Below are 18,208 nucleotides of genomic sequence, written 5' to 3'. Positions count from 1 at the left end.
CTCTGGTAGGTGCCAACCTTGGTTGGCAAGGAATCAACGGCGCCGACCAAGGTCGGCCTCTACCAACGGCGTCTGCCGGCCAGCGGCCGGCACTACCCCGGCTGTTCGGCCGCGTGCGAAGCTTCACCGATGCTGACCCTGCAACGCGGCAACCACCACGGACTGCTCATCGCCCCGCGCTGGCCCTCCACCCGCATCCAACTGGAAGAAGAGGTACTGCAACGCCTGCTCGACGCGCAGGCAATGCTGCCTGTGGGGCTGCGGCTACTGCTCACCCGTGGCTTCGAACCCAGCCACAGCCGTCTCGGTGGCTTCCGCCGCCTGGTGCGTCGGCTCGGCATCACCCTCTTCCGTGCCTGTTATCCGCAGCCCCGGGATGAAGTCGACGCCATCTTCGGCGCCAACGGCCACGACATCGATGGCCGTCATGTCGATGTCTCACTGGTACTGCACGGCGAGCGGCTGCGGCTGCTGCCCCTGGGCGTGTTCACCCCGCCGCGCTGGCAGCACCGCCGCGTCGCCCGGTATGCCGAGCCAGTCGCACGAGCGAAGCGCAGCCTGCAGCACTGCGGCTTCGAGCTGCATTGCAACCCCACCGAAGCGCTGCAGATCCACTGCGATTATCGTCCCCGCTGACGCCGCGGTGGCTCATGCGGACTGCGCTCGCACCAAAGATGCAAATGATTCTCTTTTGCTGTAAGGTGCAGCCGCTGCCCTTGCCGCCGCGGGCTGTTCCCTTTCCCAGTTGTCGCCCGCCCCGTGTCCACGCCTGTCGAACCGACGGATGTCGCGCAGCTGTGCGCGGCCCATTACCGGCCGCTGCACGCCCATGTCCGCCGCAAACTTCCGCAACGCAGCGACGCCGATGACGTCGTCCAGGAAACCTGGCTGCGTGTCCTCAAGGTCGCCGCCAGTGGCCTGCTGAGCAATGGCCGCGCGTACCTGTACCGTGTTGCCCACAACCTGATTGCCGACCATTACCGGCAACGCCAGCGCCGTCGCGAAGAAGCGCTGGATGACACGCAGTTGCATGCCATCGCCGATCCTGCGCCGCTGCCCGAGCAGCGACTGCTCGACGCCGAACAGCTGCGCCACCTCGACGCGATCATCGCCGCGCTGCCACCGCGCTCGCGCCAGGTGTTCCTGCTGGCGCGGGTTGAACAGTTGGCGCTGGCCGAGATCGGGCGCCAGCTCGGCATCAGCCGGCAGACCGCGCACGGCCATCTGCTGCGCGCACTGGTCGCCCTGCAGCAGGTGCCGGGCGCATGAGCCTGGACGCGATCGCGCGCGAAGCTGCACGCTGGTGGCTGGACGGGCACGACGGTGGCCGCGACGAGAACGCGTTCGAGCAGTGGTACCAGGCCGACCCTCGCCATGCTGCGCAGTACCAGCATCTGCAACACCTGTGGCAGGCCGGTGCGACGCTGCCCAGCCTGCAGCGGCAACAGCAGCGCAGGCAACGCCGTCGCCTGCGCGAAGCCGGCATTGCGGTTCTGTTGCTGTGCGCGCTGGGTCTCTACAGCCGCCATGTGTCGCCGCCTGTAGCGCAGGTCCTGCGAACGGCCGCTGGCGAGATCCGCGAGGAGACCCTTCGGGATGGCTCGCATGTCCTGCTGTCACCCGGCAGCGAAGTGAAGGTGCGCATCGATGGGCAGCGCCGCCAGCTCCAGCTGCAGCGCGGCCAGGCCTGGTTCCAGGTCGCCGCCGATGCCGACCGGCCCTTCCAGGTGCATACCCCACAGGGCACCGTCACTGCACTGGGGACCGCATTCGATCTTGCCGTGCAGGGCAACAGCAGCGTGGTCACCGTTACCGAGCATCGCGTGCGCGTGGACAGCGGCAACGTCAGCATGCTGGCTGACCACGGCGAACAGCTGCGCTTCGATGGGCAGGCAACAGCCCATGCAACAACGACCGCCCCCGGAGCATTGGCCTGGCGCGAGCGGCGCCTGCATTGGGTCTCGGCCCCACTGGCCGACGTCACGCAGGGCCTGGACCGCTGGCATGGCGGGCACACGTGGGTCGTCGGCGAGCAGCTGCGCCAGCAGCCGGTCACCCTGCTTGGCAGTGCCGACGGTGCGGCCGGCAACCGCGACCAGTTGGCCACTCAGTTGCAGGTGCGCGTGCTGCGCCTCGGCGCGGGCATACAGGTGTGGCTGCCGCCACGCAGGGAACAGCGTGATGGACCCTGACATCCGGCCTGCGGCTGCGTCTACCCAGGATGACGACGCTCTGCGTCAGCCCCTGGAGCCCCCGATGCTGTGCCCCCGCCCCCTTGTCCTCGCCCTGTCGCTGGCCTGTACCAGTGCCCTTCCGCTGCTGCCCGGCAGTGCCCACGCACAGACCGCCACCCGCACCTACAATTTGCCCGCACAACCGCTGGCGGCCGCGCTGGACGCCTACAGCCGGCTGACCGGCGTCGATCTGGTGATCGGCGCGGCGCTGCCCGCTGGCCATTCGGCGCCTGCGCTGCGCGGTGACTTCGACGATGCGCAGGCCCTGTCGCGCCTGTTGGCAGGCAGCGGCCTGCGCCCGCGCTTCGTCGATGCGCGTCGTGCCGCCCTGGAGCCGGCACCGGCTGAACGCGCCGATGGCAGCCGTCGCACTGGCCCGCTGCGGGTGCAGGGTACTACCGCACACGGTCAGGCACCGGGTGCCGGCGCCAGTCAATATGTACCGGCCACCCGCGATGGCTTTGCGCCCCCGGTCGGCAGCGAGCGCGTGGCGATGGCCGAACGCCAGGAAGGCAACAGCCTGCTGCGCTCGATGCCCGGCACCCACAGCTTCCATTCGCGCAGCCAGCCGGGCCTGCAGGTCAACATCCGCGGCATGACCGGTGCCGGCCGGGTCAACACCATGATCGACGGTGTCACCCAGACCTTCCGCAACAATGCCGGGCACGGCTCGGGCGGCCCGTTCGCCTATGTCGATCCCTTCCTGCTGGCCGGTGTGGACGTGCAGCGCGGTGCGGTCGCCGGTGGTGATGGCGCCGGCACGCTGGCCGGCAGTGCCAACTTCCGCACGCTGGACATCGACGATCTGCTCGGCGAGGGGCGCGACTGGGGCCTGCGTGCGGGCTACCGCCACGGCAACAACGGCTACGGCAGTGGCCGTACCTTCGCCGGTGCCTGGCGCCACAGCGAAGAGGGTGGCGACCGCCAGTTCGGCCTGCTGGCCGCCGCCAGCAGCAGCCGCAGCAGCGAATACGCGACCGCACGCGGGCAGAAGAACAACGCCGACCCGGGCAGCCAGCAGCCCAGCAGCTGGCTGTTGAAGGCGCGCCTGCAGCCCAGCGACCAGCATCGGCTGGACCTGAGCCACATGCGTTACGAAAACGACTTCTACCACAACTATCCGTGGCAGATTTCCGCGCGCAACCAGCGCGCCAGTTACCACTACACACCCTATTCGCCGTGGATCGACCTGCGTGCGACCTTCGCCAGCAACAAGACCCGGCTGTTCTACCCGCCGGTGGAGGACTCCAGCTACATCGGCCGCCGCACCCACAGCAGCCTTAGCAGCTGGACCGTGGACAACACCAGCCGCTTCGACATCGGTGCACTGCAGGCGCGCTGGAACACCGGCATCAAGCACCAATCGGACATCTATGTGGCCGATACGCCCATCCTGCGCGGTGCCAACCCGCAGGGTCGCAGCCAGCTGGACAGTGTGTTCAGCACGCTGGAGCTGCAGTACGACATCTATGCCCTGACCGCAGGACTGCGCCAGGACCGCTTCGGCATCCGTGGTCACATCCCGGTGTGCTCGGATGTGCCCGGCCAGTGCGCGGAGATCAATGGCGGCGACATCGACGTGCGTCGCACAGAGCGCGCACTCAGCCCGAGCCTGGCGGTTTCACTGCAGGCCACCGACTGGCTGCAGCTGTTCGCTGAGGTCTCGCGCACGTCGCGGCCGCCGCGCGTGCAGGAAATGTTCTTCGAGAAGATCCCGCTGGAGGACGCCAGCGTCGCCGACGGCATCGGCGCCAATCCGTTCCTGCGCCGCGAGCGCTCGCGCAACCTGCAGTTCGGCGCCAACCTCAGCACCGACTCGCTGCTGGTCGACGGTGACCTGGCACAACTGCGGGTCACCCGCTTCGACAACCGCATCCGCGACTACATCAAGCCGCAGTACCTGCTGATCGTGCATCCGCCGGAAGTGGAACCGTTCGTGGTGCCGATCGACAGCGATCCGCAGCTCAATGCCTGGACCGATGTGCTGGACGCCGACGACTTCAGCGCCACCACGCGCTGGATGAACCACCCCGGCGTGGTGCGCATGCGCGGCATCGAACTGGAAGCCCATTACGCCAGCGAGCACTACCACGCCACGCTGAGCTGGACCCGCTCGCGCACCAGCGCGCCGGCCATCGAGTTCGTCAACCTGGAAGACATCACCGCCCTGCCCGACCGCTACTGGACGCTGGACGTTGGCGGCCGCTGGTGGCAGCAGCGCGTGCAGGCCGGCCTGCGCGCCGAATACTCCGGGCCCACCGAAGAAGGCTACGACTTCTTCCAGACCCGCAAGACCGGCGGCACCGGCGTGCTGCTGGACTTCTACGCCAGCTTCAAGCCGCATGCCAACACCACGCTGTGGCTGAACATCGAAAACCTGCAGAACAAGGCCTATGACAACAATGCCTCGATCGACAGCATCTTCAGTCCGATTCTGGACCGCGGCAACGGCCGTGGCCGCACCGTCTCGATGGGCGTCAATGTGGCGTTCTAGCCGCCACTGGCTGCCGCTGTGCCTGCTCGCGCTCGCGTCGATGGCCAGCGCGCAGCCGATGCCCGGCAAGGTGCTGGACCTCGCCAGCGGCCAGACCCTGGACGAAGCTGCGTTCGTGAAGCGCGCAGCGAACGCTCCGCGACTGCTGCTGGGCGAACGCCACGACCTGGCCGGTGACCACGCTGCCCAGCGCTGGCTGCTGCACGCGCTGCAGCAGCAGCGTCCACAAGGCGCGCTGGTGCTGGAGATGATTGCCAGCGAACGCCAGCCGCGCCTGCAGCGGGTGCAGCGCTGGCTGGCCAAGGGCAACCATGCCGACGGTGCACGCCTGCAGGAGCTGCTGGGCTGGGATACACGATGGCCGTGGACCGCCTACGGCGGGCTGGTGCAGGACGCCACCGCTGCCGGCATCCCCTTGTTCGGCGGCAATCTCGCGCGCGTCGAGGTCAACGCCCACCTGGCGTCCGCTGATGCGGTGCGGTTCCCGCTGGCCGCCGCCCGCCAACGCCTGTCGGATGTGGTACTGGCCCAGCACGCAGACGCGGCACCGATGCTGGAAGGGATGCTGGCCGTGCAACAGGCCCGCGACACGCGCATGGCACAGGTGCTGACCGCAGCCCCCGCACCCGCGCTGCTGGTAGCCGGTCGCTGGCATGTGCTGCGCGGCACCGGGGTGCCGGGCTACCTGTCACCGGATACGCCTGCGCTGGTGATCGCATTGGCCTCGCCGGGTGAAACCGTCGGTGCTGCTGATGCCGATCTGCTGTGGGTGCTGGACGATGAGTGAGCGCGGCCAACACTGGCAGGCGATCGTGATCACCGTCGTCCTGCACCTGCTGCCCCTGCTGCTGTTGGTGCACTGGGTTGCAATGCCGCCGATGCTGCCACCGCCGGAGCAGGACGTGCGCATCAGCCTGCGCCTGCTGGCACCGGCCACGCCGCCACAGCCCGTAGAGGAGCGCCAGGCCGATACCCCCAGCCAGGCGCAGCAGGCGCGTGCATCGCAACCGACCAAGTCGCCGCCACCACCGAAGCCTACCGCCGCGCGCGAGGGCGAGTTGGCCGCCAGCGAAACGGGCGGGACGGGTCGAAAGCCGCTGCCGGTCGCCCCGCCTGCGGCCGCGACCGATGCAAGTCCCGCACCGGCATCGATCACGGCCGCGCCGCCCGCTCCAGACGCGCCACCGGCGGACTTCCAGGCCGGCGCCGCCAGCGACCAGTGGGAAGCCCGCCTGATGGCGCGGCTGGAGCGTTACCGCTATTACCCTGCCGCCGCGCGCTCGCGCCGGCAGCAGGGCACTGCCTGGGTCAGGGCCAGCATCGACCGCGAAGGTCGCCTGCTGGCGCTGCGGCTGGAGCAGTCCAGTGGCCAGCCGATGCTCGATGACGCTGCGCTGCAGACCTTCCGTCGCGCGCAGCCGCTGCCGCCCATTCCCGATGAACTGAAGGCACCGCAGGAACTGGTGGTGCCGGTGGAGTACTACCTGCGCTAGGCGGCGTAGGCCTCCGCCTCGATCTCGAACAGCATGCCGTTCAACGCCAGTCGCGGCACCGGGATCAGCGTGCAGGTGGGCGCCGCGCGGTTCGGCCAGCGCCGTCGCACCTGGTGGGCAATGATGCCCAGCCGGTCCTCATCGTGGTCGACCACCAGGATGCGCAGCCGCGCCACATCGGCCAGACTTGCCTGCGCCGATCGCAGCGCGGTCTGCAGGTTGTCCAGCGCCTGCCCGACCTGTTCTTCGAAGCTGGGCGAGAGGCGGCCTTGGGCATCTTCGCCGCCCTGCCCTGCGACATGGATCACCCGTGCCGGCAGGCGCACCACCGCCACGTGTGAGTAGCCGTTGGCCGAAGGATCGTAGAGGCCCGGTGGATTGAACAGTTCCAGCAGGCCATGGCTGAGGTCCGGTGTGGTCAGCAGGTTCATGCCGCGCGCCTCGTGGGGGATGCCGGCAGTCTGTGACCTCAACTCCGGTTGAGGTCAAATGGGTCCTGTGCAACAGAGTAGTCCGCCATGCGCAACGATCGCGCGTTCCCGTGGACTCGAGCCTGCTCGACTTCCACCGACCAGAAGCAGTCGAGCAAGCTCGACTCTACAGAAGCGTGGTCACGTCCACGCTGGGTCTGCGGTGAAATCAATGGTCAACCAGAACGTGCTGCCCCGCGCATCCAGCCGCACTGCAATCTCGTCACGCATCGCATCGACCTCGCCCACTGAACCCAGCGGCGTGGCCGGGTCGGCCAGCACGTGGATCTCGATGAAGCGCATCCGCCCCATCTTCGCCACATGGCTGGTGAAACCGGCATAGCCACGCTCGGCGACGAACGCCTGCATCACCCGCTGCACGCGCCGGTCCAGATCATCCGGTGCCACCTGCAGCACTTCGCGCATGGCCTTCCAGGCACCCCGCGCCGGCACCGGCAACACCGCCAGGCTGATCAACGCCAGCACGATCGAATCCAGGTACGGCACCCAGTGATGCCACTCACCACCGTGCAGGACCAGCGCCAACACAAAGGCCAGTACCACTGCCAAGCTCATCAACCCGCCCAGCAGCCAGCCGCGCACATCCAGCCACAACAGCGCGGAGCGCAGATGCCGCGCCCGCTGCGCGACGAACGCCGCCATCGCCAGGTTGCTGGCACTCAGCAATGCCGCCCACCACAGCGCGGGCCCGAACTTCACTTCGTGCCCGCCCGTGGTCAAACCGATCACGGCGTTGGCCAGCGCATACACGCAGGCCAGCGACAGGATCACACCGCCCAGCGCCTCGACCATCGGCTCCAGGTGCCAGTAGCCGTACTGGAAGCGCGGGCTCTGCTCCCGCGCCACCAGCCGCAGCACCGACAACGACACCAGGGTCAGGGCGACATCGACCAGGCTGTACACGCCGTCGAACAGGATGGCCTGCGATCCCACCAGCAGGCCACCGATGAAGCCGACCGCGCTCACCGCCAGGGTGACCCCGATCGAGAACTTCAGGATGCGTTGCTCGCGCGCGGTATCCATCGTTCGCCGAACGGCCGACCGTTGCCGGTCAGGCCTTCAGCACCTCCACCTTGTACGAAACCGCATCACCCTCCTGCTCGATGATGAGCCCGTGCACGTCCGACTCGAAGCCCGGGAAACGCGCATTCTGCTCGCGGGCGATGCGCAGCGACTGGATGATCGGCTCGTCGCTGTCACCGAAACGCTCACCCGGCATGATGGTCGGGATGCCCGGCGGGTACGGCACCAGCATGGTCGCCGCAATGCGGCCACTGATCTGCTCGATGTCGACCCGTTCGATCTCGCCCTTCACCAGGTGGTTGTAGGCATCGGCCGGGGTCATCACCGGCGTCGGCAGATCCACGTACATCTCGCGCATCACCTTGGCCACGGCGAATTCCTGGTTGAACGCATGCAGCGCGTCGCACAGGTCACGTAGGCCCCAGCCGGCGTACGCATTCGGATAGTCGGCGGCCAGCGTCGGCAGTGCCTGGCTCAGCGGCGCATTGCGATCGTAGAGCTCCTTGAACGCCATCAGCTCGGTGACCAGGGTGCTCCACTTGCCCTTGGTGATGCCCATCGAGAACAGGAACAGCACCGAGTACAGGTTGGTCTTCTCCACGGTGATGCCGCGGCCCCACAGGAACTTGCTCAGCACCGCCGCCGGGATGCCCAGCTTGCCCATGCTGCCGTCCATCGCCAGGCCCGGCGTCAGCAGGGTCACCTTGATCGGATCGATCAGCACATAGTCATCGACCAGGTTCTCGAAACCGTGCCAGTGCGCATCCGGCTGCAGGTACCACTCCTCGCGCTTGGCCACCAGCGGCGCCGGTGTATCGCCCTTGTCCAGGCTGCGCTCGACCTGGGTCGGCTGCCACACGCTGAACCACCAGTCGTCGCGACCGAGGTCGTCGCGCACGTGCAGCATCGCGCGGCGGAAGGCGATGGCCTCGTCGTGCATTTCCTGTACAAGCGAGCGGCCCGCGTCGCCTTCCATCATCTTCGAGGCCACGTCACAGGCCGCGATCACCCCGTAGTGCGGGCTGGTCGAGGTGTGCATCATGAACGACTCGTTGAAACGCTCGGCATCCAGGTTGCGCTGCGCCGAGTTGCGCACGTGGATCATCGACGCCTGCGAGAACGCGGCCAGCAGCTTGTGGGTGGAATGCGTGGTGAAGATGATCGCATCCTGCTCGCGCGGCTTGCCCTTGGCCATGCCGTAGTGGTTCTCGTAGAACGGATGGAACGCAGCATAGGCGTACCACGCTTCGTCGAAATGCAGGAAGTCGACCGCGCTGCCGATCTCGTCGGCGATCTTCTCGGCGTTGTAGCACAGGCCGTCGTAGGTCGAGTTGGTGACCACCGCGATGCGCGGCTTGGAGCCGGCCTTGTAGGCCTGGCTGGCCAGCGGGTTGGCAGCGATGCGCTGCTGCAGCGACTCCGGCGTGAACTGGTCCAGGCTGATCGGGCCGATGATGCCGTGCGCGTTGCGGCTGGGCGTGAAGTACACCGGCACCGCACCGGTCATGATCAGCGCGTGCAGCAGCGACTTGTGGCAGTTGCGGTCGACGAACACCACGTCGCCGCGGGCCACCGTACCGTGCCAGACGATCTTGTTGGCGGTGGAGGTACCGTTGGTGACGAAGAAGGTATGGTCGGCACCGAAATTGCGTGCGGCCTCGTTCTCGGCGTCCTTGATCGGGCCGGTGTGGTCGAGCAGCGAACCCAGTTCCGGCACCGAGATCGACAGATCGCTGCGCAGGGTGTTCTCGCCGTAGAACTGATGGAATGCACGACCGACCGGCGACTTGGTGAACGCCACGCCGCCGGCATGGCCTGGCGTGTGCCAGGAGTAGTTCGACTCGGCCGCATGGTGGATCAATGCCTTGAAGAACGGCGGCAGCAGGTTCTTCATGTAGTCTTCGGCCGCGCGCATCACCTGCCGCGAGATGAAGCTCTTGGTATCTTCGAACAGGAAGATGAAACCGTGGATGTACTTGAGCAGCTTGCTCGGCACCTTCTCGATGGTGCGGCGCTCGCCGTACAGGAACACCGGCAGATTGGCGCGGCGTGCGCTCTGCTCGCGCAGGAAGGCGGTCAGGCGCTGGAACTCGCCATCCACCTCTTCACTGCCATCGATCGAGATCAGCACCGCCGAGGCCGCCACGTAGGTGCGGGCACCGGCGCGGGCATCATCCAGGTTCAGGCCGCACAGCACGCGCTGGTCGTTGCTGCGCAGCTCCTCCACCAGGGCGCGGATCAGGATGCCACCGATGCGCGGCGACTCGTAGTCGTTGTCGATGACAATGACCGGGTAATCCAGGGACTTGAAATACACGTTGATTCTCCTTGTCTAACTCAGGAACGCTGGGCGCCGGCGCTGATGGCCGATGCCTCGCGGGCGCGCTGCCGCTGCTGGCGGCGCTCCTCGCTGAAGAAGGGATAGAACACGGTGATGAACAGCACGAACAGGAAGGCGTACTGCACGATGGTTCCCGACGAGCCGTAGATCGCCCACAGGCAGTACACGACGGTCAGGCTGGTCAGGGTCCAGAACGCACCGGTGTGGACCAGGGTGTGCGAACGCTCGACCACGAAGTAGCAGGCCACGCACGAGTAGATGTAGGGCAGCAGGGTCAGCACCACCGCCGCCGATGTGATCACGTCGAACTGGGCCGACGCGGTTTCCGAGGTGGATGTGACCAGCACCGCCAGGGTCATCAGCACCGCCACGATCAGCACGCCCTTGACCGGCACGTCGTCCTTGTTGGTCTTGCTGAAGATGCTCGGGAACAGGCCATCATCGGAGGCCGCCTTGGCACTCTGTGCGGTCAGCAGGATCCAGCCGCCCAGCGAACCGGCAGCGCCGATGAAGGCACACAGGCTCACCAGCGCGCCACCCCAGCCACCGACGGCCTTGGCGGCAGCCAGTGCAAACGGTGCATCAGAAGTCTGCAGCTCGCCATTGGGCACCATGCCCATGATCACCGACGAACTGGCGATGTAGGCGATGGCAGCCAGGAACACGCCCGCCAGGGTGGCGCGGGCCACGTTCTTTTCCGGATTCTCCACCACGCCGGCAGTCACCGAAGCGGATTCGACGCCGATGAAGGCCCACAGGGTCAGTGCCGCGGCACTGGAGATCGCGCCGAAGTTGGATTCACCGGACACGTTGTAGGCGCCCTTGAAGATGTCGGCATCGAAGAAGAACCAGCCGAAGATGGCGATGCCCAGGATCGGCACCAGCGCGAAGCTGGTGGTGACCGTCTGCACGCGACTGACGAAGGCCGGACCGATCATGTTGGCGAAGCTCAGCGCCCACACCAGCACAAGCACCGCGATGCAGCGCACCAGCGGCTCGGACAGGATCGGGAAGAAGTAACTGAAGTAGCCCACCGCCGCGATAGGGATGGCGACGTTGCCGATCCAGTTGGCGAACCAGTAGATGGTATTGGTCTGGAAGCCCATGTACGGCCCGAACCAGTCACGCGCATAGGCATAGGGGCCGCCCGCCTTGGGTGCCAGCTTGCCCAGCTTGGCGAACACGAAGGCCAGCAGCAGCGCACCGGCGGTGGTGATCAGCCAGCCCCAGATCGAGGCGGTGCCGATCTTGGCCAGACTGGACGGCAACAGGAACACGCCTGAGCCCATCATGTTGCCGGCGACGAGGAAGGTGGCTCCGACCACCCCGATTTTCTTTGCTTCTGCCATGACAATCTCCTGTACTGGCATGAGCCCGGTACAACCGGGCGTGGGGACGGTTACGCTGGCGTACGACCGCTGGCGCCTATTTGATGAAGTTGTATTGCAGACTGCCCTGCACCCGGACCGTGTCGCCGCGCGCGCCGCTCTGCTGTTCCAGGCGGCCGTACAGCAGCTCCATGCCCATCGTCCACGACGGTGCCGGGCTCCAGATCAGGTTGAACACGCCGTAGCGGCTCTGACGGAATGCGTCGGCTGCCAATGCAGCATTCCGCTCCAGGGTCAGCTGGCCGAAGATCAGGTTCGAACGCCACAGCTCGGACCAGTAGTGGGTGTAGCCAACGAACCCACCGTGCAGGTCCAGCGCATCAAGGCGGCCATCGGCACCGACCACCGCGTCCAGCCCGGAGCCGGTCAGGTCGGCGGTGTAACGGCTGAGGCCGCGCCCGCCGAGGGCACCGAACAGCAGCAGGTCGCGCTCGCCTACCGAGGCCGAACCGCTGAGTTGCAGGCCACCGGCCATACGCCGGTCGCGCTCGCCATCGCCGTCATAGGCCAGGCTGCGTGCCACCGCACCCAGCTGCAGGTGGCCCCAGTCGCGCTCCATGCGCGCGGTCACCGTCACGTCGGGCAGGCGGTTCACTGCCGCTCGCTCATCGCTGGCGCCGGCCAGTTCGGTCTTCGGATCTTCGGCGGCGACGGTCAGGGTGTTGCCCTTGCCCATCGCGAAACTGTGGTGGATGCCCGCCACCAACAGGTAGCCGGCACCACCGGGCCCTGCGAAGTCCAATGTGTCAGGCAGGCTGTCCGGATCCATGAAGCTGGAGTAGCCGTAACCGGCATAGGTATTGCCGAGCTGGCCATAGGCATGGCGCAGCCGGAATTCGTAGCCGTCACTACTGCCGAAGAAGTCGTTCTCCAGGTAGAAGCGCAGGTTGCCGTGCGTGGTCGGACGTCGCGCCTCGAAACTGAAGCGGGTCTGCTTGGCATGGATGTTGAAGTTCGAGACATCACGATGACTGCCACCGACCGGCATCGACGAGGGAATGAACTGATCCTCATCCCCCGCTGCACGCGAATCGGCGATGGCATCCAGCTTGGCGTAGCCGCCGATACGGATCACCGTGTCAGTACCCGGAATGGCGAAGAAGCCCTTCAGATCCGGATCGGTCGGGCCGGCCGCACTGTCCGGTCGCGACGCGGCGGTGGACGGATCGGCCACCGATTCGCGCTGCGGCAGCACCGGCTGTGCCACGCCCGGTACCTGGGTGGGGTGCAGCAGGTTGGCAGTGCTGGCAGGCGCGACCACGGCGGCGGGTGCCTGTGCTGTAGCAGGCGCAACGGTTGCGTCGCGCTGCTCAAGGCGGTCCAAACGCTGCTGCATGCCCTCCAGCGCCTGCCGCATGGCCGCAATCTCACGACGCAGCGCCTGCGCGTCCTCCTTGTCATCCACCTGTGCATACGCCGGCGTGATCGCCAGTGCTGTCACACAGGCCAGGCTCAGTACCGCCACGCGCATTGCATCCTCCCTGGACGACCCCTGTTCGCAGCACGCAGACAGGACGCACGCATGCGCCACTCCGGCCTCGTGCTGCCGTTGCTGGAAATGCGGATACTGCGTCGACGACACCGGCCAGCCTGCGCATGGCAGGCAACAGGACGATGACACTGTCCTGCCCGCACCGATGTCGACGCCATCAAGGCCGCGCTGCCAGAGAGGTGGCGACCGCAGCGGTCTGGGTAACAAGCACGGAGTGAGAGTGTCGTGAATGGCTGTGCCAGCCGACCCTGATCAGGGCGTGGCGAGCGCGGCATCCATCGCGCATTGACGCTGTATTCCATGCGTCACAGGCTAATCCGCCTGTCGTTTTTGGCCTTGATTGGAATCAAGGCGGGATGCTTGATGTCAGTCACGATTCAGACGTGACGATGAACCACTGTTGCGCGGGCCCGCAACCGCAATGCCCGCCATGGAATGCGACAGGCCCGCATGCTGCCATGCGGGCCTGCGCAATGTTTCATGGGGCTGGCGCCACTCAGCGCGGGCCAAGCACCGTCTGCAGATCGGCACCCTGCGGCAGACCCGCACGACGCTGCACCTGGCCCTGTGCGTCCTGGAACAGGATGCCCGGTGTGCCCTGGAAGCCCATCTCGATCATCAGCACCTGATTGGCGTCGAGCTTGCCAGCGATCTCGCGGCTGATGTTCGGCAGCGCCTTGATGCCACCGCGATCAAAATCGTGCTCGTTCTGCAGCAGCGCTGCGCTCGGGTCACGCGCGGCAAGGATCGCCGCGGCCTTGGCCGGGCTGTCCTCGCGGATCACGCCGACCATGATGTGACGCAGCTGCACCTTGCCGGCATCGACCCACGGCCGTGCCGCTTCCCAGAACTTGTGGCAGTACGGGCAGTTGGCATCGCTGAAGGTGTAGACCACGCGCGGCGCATCGGCCTTGCCATCACGCACCCAGGCGCTGGCTTCCAGCTTGGTCCACATCTTGGCCGACATCGGCGAAGCCACCAGCTTTTCAACGGCCTCAGCGGCTACATCGTTGCCCTCCGCATCGAACAGGCTGCCGACCAGTACGTGCTTGCCATCAGCGGTGACATAGGCCGCTGCCGGCTGCTGGCCGCCGACCACGCCGGCGAAGCCCCGCAGGCCACCAGGGGCATCGAATTCTGCGACGACCTCGAAACCATGCTTCTCGATGCCCTTCAGCACCGCAGGGCGATCGCCCTTGTTGGCCGTGGCTGTGGCGCTCGCTGCCGGTGCCGCGGCGGTCTTGCCCGGTGGCGTCTGTGCCTGGCTGCAGGCGGCCAATGCCAGCAGGACCGGCAGCAACAGCACCGCAGGGGCGGTGCGCAGGGAAGTCGACAACATGGGAACTCCGTAGTGAGATGCCCGCGCAGGCTACCGCAGCCGGCGCAGTTTGTGTTCAAGACCGGCTGCCGTCAGTTCGCCGAGGTGCAGTTCACGCAGGCGCCCTTCGGCATCGAAGAACAGGGTCGAGGGATAGGCCTGCACGCCCAGCACCGTGGATGCCGCAGCGTCATCATCGAGCAAAACGTTGTGCAGCAGCAGCCGTTCGCGCGCAACGAAACCCTGGACCTCCTCAAGGGTTTCACCCTGGTTGAGGAACACGAACTGCACGTCCGCATGCGCCTGCTGCGCCGCAGCCAGGACCGGCATCTCGCGCCGGCAGGGCCCGCACCAAGTCGCCCAGAGATTCAGCACAAGCGGTTTTCCCCGGAACTGCTGCAGATCCACCCTGCCCCCTTGCAGATCAGCAACCTGCAGTACCGGCAAGGGCATCTGCCGCTCCTGCCATGCGGACAGCAGCTGACTGCCGCCCGCCCATAGCAGCACACCCGCCAACGCCGCGCCCAGCACCGGGGCGCGCAACGCCCGCCATGGGCGCACCCGCCACAGCCCCCATGCCGACCCCGCAACCAGGACAACCACCAGGTGGTAGCCACCATCGGCAATCTGCAGAATGCTCCACGGCGCCTCGCGATACAGGGCGAAGTTCAAGGCCACGAAGCTGATGCGACCACACAGCAGGCCCACCAGCAGCATGTCCAGAACCATGCTGGGTGCAGAAGGCAGCGGCATGCCGTCCTTCCTGCGTGGCCACAGACGCGCCACGGCCATGGCAATCACTACGCACACGAGAATCAACACCACCGGCATCGGCACCGGCCCAACGCTCGACATCAGACCACCTGTTCAATCGTCCACTGACTGCATGGTCGAAGTGTCGCGCTCCGGTTGCAAGCGCGACGATGCCGCCGACATCAGGCCGCGCTGCGCCCCAGTTGCATCACCGACGGCGATTGCAGCCCGCGCAGGCTGCCTGCCACCGACGGCATCAAGGGCCGCTCGCGACGCTTGCTGCTGACGTGACGCCGATAGTTGGCCGGCGTCATGCCAACGATGCGCAGGAACAACCGGCGGAAAGCACTTTGATCAGCGTAGCCGACACCCCACGCCACCTCATCGATACCCGCCCCCTGCTGCAGCAGGGTCTGCGCCTTGGCGATGCGCAGCCGTTGGCAGTATTCGATCGGCCGCAGGCCGGTGGCCTTGAGAAACCGCCGCTGCAGTGTGCGCGGCTCCAGCCCGGAGACCTCGCAGATCGCGGCAAGGGTGGCGCCGCGTGCCGCCGTGGTGTGCAGCCAGCGCTGTGCCTTCAGCACATCACGATCGCCATGTGCGAAGTTGGCGCTGAAGCGCTCCAGGTCCTGCTGGATCGTGGCGGGCACGGTGATGCCCAGTTGCTGTGCGACCGCACTGGCCACGCCCTGCCCGTGCAGCCGGTACAACAGTCGCAGGCCAAGGAAGCGCCAGGCCTGGGCCCCGCCGACCGTCAGCAGGTCACCGTCATCCACCAGCGCCCGCTCGCTCGGCACCCAGCTCGCGGCCTGCGCCTGCAGGCCTGGATGGCGCCCGAGATCGGGGCCACTGACCGTACGCCCGGCCAGCAACCCGGCGCGTGCCAGCACGCTGACGCCATCACTGGCGGCGGCCAGCAGACTGCCGCCGTCATAGTGCGCACGCAGCCAGTCCAGCAGGACCTCGTCCGCGCGCAGGCACGCGCCGGCACTGATCTGGCCGGGAACCGCGATCACAGCCGGGATGGCCGCATCGAGCATTTCCGCACCCGCAATACGATGCACCCCGGTCTGGCTGGCCGGCACGATCCAGCGGGTGACCAGCACCCGCTTGAACGGCCGACGCTGCTGCTGGGCAAGGCGATTGGCAACGTGCGCCATTTCGGCCAGTACGGAGGCGGCAGACGGATCACCTCCCGGGTATTCAACCACCGCGATCTCGACGAATCCTTCGTTCCTGAATCCTTCCACAGACCACCTCCTCGGTTCGTTGCAGGCCATCGAACGGCCGGTTCAGGCGAAGGGTAGGAACTGGTCCATCGGCGGGGCTATGAAGAAAGTTGCAAAGTGCGCTGAATGCGCGCACCCGGGCCAAGCCTTGACTCTCGACCAGACTCCAGGCTTCACAATGGTCGGCAGCCCCTGCAGGAATCCGCCATGAACATTGGACAACTGGCCCGCCAGGCGGGCGTACCGATCGATACGGTGCGCTACTACGAACGACAGCAGCTGCTGCCGACTGCGGCCCGCTCGGCGGGTGGCTACCGCATCTTCGGCGAGCAGGACCTGCGCCGGCTGCGATTCATCCGCCGCGCCAAGGCGCTGGGCTTCAGCCTTGAAGAGATCGGCGAGTTGCTCGCATTGAGCGATCGCCACTCGCAGGACATGGGCAGCGTGCGCGACACCGCGCAGGCGCGCCTGCAGGACATCGCACAGCGGATGGCGGAGCTGCAACGCATGCACACTGCACTTTCGCTGCTGGTCGACGCCTGCCCAGGTCACGGCGCGCTGGACCAGTGCCCGATCCTGGCGGCACTGACCGACGACGCTGCACAGGCGAAAGGCGACTGACATCGGCTTCGCAACGCACGTGAAGAAAAGTGCAACAAATGCTTGCCAACCCCCTGGGGCAAGGCTATTATTTCGCTCCTCAGCGACGTGGGGCCATAGCTCAGCTGGGAGAGCGCCTGCATGGCATGCAGGAGGTCAGCGGTTCGATCCCGCTTGGCTCCACCAATCTTTCGGCATTAGGCCGTCGAAAGGTCGCTAAAGAACATTGATGAGAATTGCGTCCCCATCGTCTAGAGGCCTAGGACATCACCCTTTCACGGTGGCGACCGGGGTTCGAATCCCCGTGGGGACGCCACTCATCACGAACAACGAGGACCCGGCCGATAACCGGGTCTTTTTTGTTCACCGCCTACCGCCATTCAGGTTGTGGCGTTACGGTTCCCCTGCCCTCGTGGTCGCGGTTGAACCGGAACGAAAAAAGCTCAAAAAAAGCTTCCACAAACGTGAACACGCAGGTATGATAGGCGGCTCGGCAACACGGGGCCATAGCTCAGCTGGGAGAGCGCCTGCATGGCATGCAGGAGGTCAGCGGTTCGATCCCGCTTGGCTCCACCACTTTCGACATTAGGCCGTCGAAAGTTCTACAACTTGAAGTTTTTCGTGCGTCCCCATCGTCTAGAGGCCTAGGACATCACCCTTTCACGGTGGCGACCGGGGTTCGAATCCCCGTGGGGACGCCAATTCTTTAAAACCCCGGCTTCGGCCGGGGTTTTTCTTTGCCTGTGATTCCTGGGAAGGCCCTATCCACGCATGGCGCGGATCTACTGCAGGGCCGGGATGGATCCGGCGGCCGGTTGGCCCAGTAGATCCACGCCATGCGTGGATGGCTTCAACTCGGCCACACCTCAGAACCGGCGATACATCCCGATCGATGCAGGTGCGGTGGGTGCGAAACCAAACTGCGCGTACAACCGGTGCGCTTCACCATCTGCCAGAAGGCTGACGTATGCCGACGGCGGCAGGTTCGCCTGCATCCAGCCCTCCAGGCGACGCATCACTTCCTTGCCCAGGCCCTGCCCCTGCAGGCGCGGCAACACAGCGATATCGCAGACCTGCAGGTGGCAGCCCCCATCGCCGACGATGCGCCCCATCGCCACCAGCTCGTTACCCTGGTAGGCACACACGCCATACAGGGTATTGGGCAGCGCGCGTGCCGCCGCCTCCTGGCTCTTGGCACTGAGGCCCGCCAGCACACGCAGCTGGCAATAGTCTTCGACCGTGGGCACGGCGTCGCGGAACTGGCAGGCGACGGAATCATTCATGCGCTATCTCCCTGTAGGTCGGGCTATCCTGCCTCATCCATGTCGCAGCTGCTGCGACCCACGCCCGCA

Annotated in this window: 16 protein-coding genes and 4 tRNA genes; 11 read left to right on the top strand and 9 right to left on the bottom strand. The window is 66.4% G+C overall.

Features of this window, described 5'->3' with window-relative positions:
* Positions 1-129: 129 nt before the first annotated feature.
* From ABE423_RS15140 to ABE423_RS15115, 6 genes are all read left to right on the top strand, one after another.
* A complete protein-coding gene (locus tag ABE423_RS15140; RefSeq protein WP_346486601.1) occupies positions 130-636 on the top strand; it encodes a hypothetical protein in 507 nt (168 codons plus the stop codon).
* A gap of 123 nt (positions 637-759) precedes the next feature.
* Entirely contained in the window at positions 760-1,269 is a 510-nt protein-coding gene (locus tag ABE423_RS15135; protein ID WP_121503551.1) for an RNA polymerase sigma factor, read from the top strand.
* Positions 1,266-2,192, top strand: coding sequence for a FecR domain-containing protein (locus ABE423_RS15130; RefSeq protein ID WP_032129372.1), 927 nt, complete (start codon positions 1,266-1,268; stop codon positions 2,190-2,192). The genes ABE423_RS15135 and ABE423_RS15130 overlap by 4 nt, the downstream gene beginning before the upstream one ends.
* A 64-nt stretch (positions 2,193-2,256) precedes the next feature.
* A complete protein-coding gene (locus tag ABE423_RS15125; protein WP_346486598.1) occupies positions 2,257-4,728 on the top strand; it encodes a TonB-dependent receptor in 2,472 nt (823 codons plus the stop codon).
* Positions 4,715-5,515, top strand: coding sequence for a ChaN family lipoprotein (locus tag ABE423_RS15120; protein WP_032129374.1), 801 nt, complete (start codon positions 4,715-4,717; stop codon positions 5,513-5,515). Before ABE423_RS15125 ends, ABE423_RS15120 begins: the two co-directional genes overlap by 14 nt.
* A complete protein-coding gene (locus tag ABE423_RS15115; RefSeq protein ID WP_049398426.1) occupies positions 5,508-6,221 on the top strand; it encodes an energy transducer TonB in 714 nt (237 codons plus the stop codon). The genes ABE423_RS15120 and ABE423_RS15115 overlap by 8 nt, the downstream gene beginning before the upstream one ends.
* Here ABE423_RS15115 and ABE423_RS15110 read toward each other — a convergent pair.
* The 8 genes from ABE423_RS15110 to ABE423_RS15075 form a co-directional block, all read right to left on the bottom strand.
* Positions 6,218-6,652: a RidA family protein gene (locus ABE423_RS15110; RefSeq protein ID WP_346486595.1), complete on the bottom strand. Its 435-nt coding sequence runs from the start codon at positions 6,650-6,652 to the stop codon at positions 6,218-6,220. The two genes, ABE423_RS15115 and ABE423_RS15110, sit on opposite strands and share 4 nt — an antisense overlap.
* A 180-nt stretch (positions 6,653-6,832) precedes the next feature.
* Positions 6,833-7,735 carry a cation diffusion facilitator family transporter gene (locus tag ABE423_RS15105; RefSeq protein ID WP_049398424.1) on the bottom strand — a complete coding sequence of 301 codons (903 nt, stop codon included), beginning with the start codon at positions 7,733-7,735 and terminating at the stop codon, positions 6,833-6,835.
* A gap of 28 nt (positions 7,736-7,763) precedes the next feature.
* Complete coding sequence (locus ABE423_RS15100; protein ID WP_006373744.1) at positions 7,764-10,052, bottom strand: Orn/Lys/Arg decarboxylase N-terminal domain-containing protein; 2,289 nt, start codon at positions 10,050-10,052, stop codon at positions 7,764-7,766.
* A gap of 20 nt (positions 10,053-10,072) precedes the next feature.
* Positions 10,073-11,425, bottom strand: a complete 1,353-nt coding sequence (gene adiC / locus ABE423_RS15095; RefSeq protein ID WP_006461445.1) for an arginine/agmatine antiporter — start codon at positions 11,423-11,425, stop codon at positions 10,073-10,075.
* 76 nt (positions 11,426-11,501) lie between these two features.
* The gene (locus ABE423_RS15090; RefSeq protein WP_346486592.1) at positions 11,502-12,935 is read right to left on the bottom strand and encodes a DcaP family trimeric outer membrane transporter; all 1,434 of its coding nucleotides are present in this window, start codon (positions 12,933-12,935) and stop codon (positions 11,502-11,504) included.
* Between the two features lie 517 nt (positions 12,936-13,452).
* Positions 13,453-14,295 carry a thiol:disulfide interchange protein DsbG gene (dsbG, locus tag ABE423_RS15085; RefSeq protein WP_049422839.1) on the bottom strand — a complete coding sequence of 281 codons (843 nt, stop codon included), beginning with the start codon at positions 14,293-14,295 and terminating at the stop codon, positions 13,453-13,455.
* A gap of 30 nt (positions 14,296-14,325) precedes the next feature.
* Complete coding sequence (locus ABE423_RS15080; RefSeq protein ID WP_032129380.1) at positions 14,326-15,129, bottom strand: TlpA disulfide reductase family protein; 804 nt, start codon at positions 15,127-15,129, stop codon at positions 14,326-14,328.
* Between the two features lie 80 nt (positions 15,130-15,209).
* Positions 15,210-16,277 carry a helix-turn-helix domain-containing protein gene (locus tag ABE423_RS15075; RefSeq protein WP_032129381.1) on the bottom strand — a complete coding sequence of 356 codons (1,068 nt, stop codon included), beginning with the start codon at positions 16,275-16,277 and terminating at the stop codon, positions 15,210-15,212.
* 186 nt (positions 16,278-16,463) lie between these two features.
* On the opposite strand from ABE423_RS15075, the gene ABE423_RS15070 reads away from it, so the two are divergent.
* From ABE423_RS15070 to ABE423_RS15050, 5 genes are all read left to right on the top strand, one after another.
* The gene (locus ABE423_RS15070; RefSeq protein ID WP_032129382.1) at positions 16,464-16,877 is read left to right on the top strand and encodes a heavy metal-responsive transcriptional regulator; all 414 of its coding nucleotides are present in this window, start codon (positions 16,464-16,466) and stop codon (positions 16,875-16,877) included.
* Positions 16,878-16,966: 89 nt separating this feature from the next.
* Positions 16,967-17,042, top strand: a tRNA-Ala gene (locus ABE423_RS15065).
* 54 nt (positions 17,043-17,096) lie between these two features.
* Positions 17,097-17,172: transfer RNA gene (locus ABE423_RS15060), tRNA-Glu, on the top strand.
* Positions 17,173-17,356: 184 nt separating this feature from the next.
* A tRNA-Ala gene (locus ABE423_RS15055) sits at positions 17,357-17,432 on the top strand.
* Between the two features lie 49 nt (positions 17,433-17,481).
* A tRNA-Glu gene (locus ABE423_RS15050) sits at positions 17,482-17,557 on the top strand.
* 165 nt (positions 17,558-17,722) lie between these two features.
* On the opposite strand, the gene ABE423_RS15045 is transcribed toward ABE423_RS15050, so the two are convergent.
* Positions 17,723-18,139 (bottom strand): GNAT family N-acetyltransferase, encoded by a 417-nt coding sequence (locus tag ABE423_RS15045; protein WP_010484960.1) that lies wholly within the window; start codon positions 18,137-18,139, stop codon positions 17,723-17,725.
* Positions 18,140-18,208 lie beyond the last annotated feature (69 nt).

This window comes from Stenotrophomonas sp. TWI1409, from assembly GCF_039673015.1.
Lineage (GTDB): Bacteria > Pseudomonadota > Gammaproteobacteria > Xanthomonadales > Xanthomonadaceae > Stenotrophomonas > Stenotrophomonas maltophilia_A.
This window is presented reverse-complemented; position numbering and strand designations above follow the sequence as displayed.

Excerpts from the sequence above, each read along its gene's own strand:
- ABE423_RS15070 (WP_032129382.1), top strand. The coding sequence starts at position 16,464 with ATGAACATTGGACAACTGGCCCGCCAGGCGGGCGTACCGATCGATACG.
- ABE423_RS15120 (WP_032129374.1), top strand. The coding sequence starts at position 4,715 with ATGTGGCGTTCTAGCCGCCACTGGCTGCCGCTGTGCCTGCTCGCGCTC.
- dsbG (WP_049422839.1), bottom strand. The coding sequence starts at position 14,295 with ATGTTGTCGACTTCCCTGCGCACCGCCCCTGCGGTGCTGTTGCTGCCG.
- ABE423_RS15105 (WP_049398424.1), bottom strand. The coding sequence starts at position 7,735 with ATGGATACCGCGCGCGAGCAACGCATCCTGAAGTTCTCGATCGGGGTC.
- ABE423_RS15090 (WP_346486592.1), bottom strand. The coding sequence starts at position 12,935 with ATGCGCGTGGCGGTACTGAGCCTGGCCTGTGTGACAGCACTGGCGATC.
- ABE423_RS15125 (WP_346486598.1), top strand. The coding sequence starts at position 2,257 with ATGCTGTGCCCCCGCCCCCTTGTCCTCGCCCTGTCGCTGGCCTGTACC.
- adiC (WP_006461445.1), bottom strand. The coding sequence starts at position 11,425 with ATGGCAGAAGCAAAGAAAATCGGGGTGGTCGGAGCCACCTTCCTCGTC.
- ABE423_RS15140 (WP_346486601.1), top strand. The coding sequence starts at position 130 with ATGCTGACCCTGCAACGCGGCAACCACCACGGACTGCTCATCGCCCCG.
- ABE423_RS15115 (WP_049398426.1), top strand. The coding sequence starts at position 5,508 with ATGAGTGAGCGCGGCCAACACTGGCAGGCGATCGTGATCACCGTCGTC.
- ABE423_RS15045 (WP_010484960.1), bottom strand. The coding sequence starts at position 18,139 with ATGAATGATTCCGTCGCCTGCCAGTTCCGCGACGCCGTGCCCACGGTC.
- ABE423_RS15130 (WP_032129372.1), top strand. The coding sequence starts at position 1,266 with ATGAGCCTGGACGCGATCGCGCGCGAAGCTGCACGCTGGTGGCTGGAC.
- ABE423_RS15080 (WP_032129380.1), bottom strand. The coding sequence starts at position 15,129 with ATGTCGAGCGTTGGGCCGGTGCCGATGCCGGTGGTGTTGATTCTCGTG.
- ABE423_RS15110 (WP_346486595.1), bottom strand. The coding sequence starts at position 6,652 with ATGAACCTGCTGACCACACCGGACCTCAGCCATGGCCTGCTGGAACTG.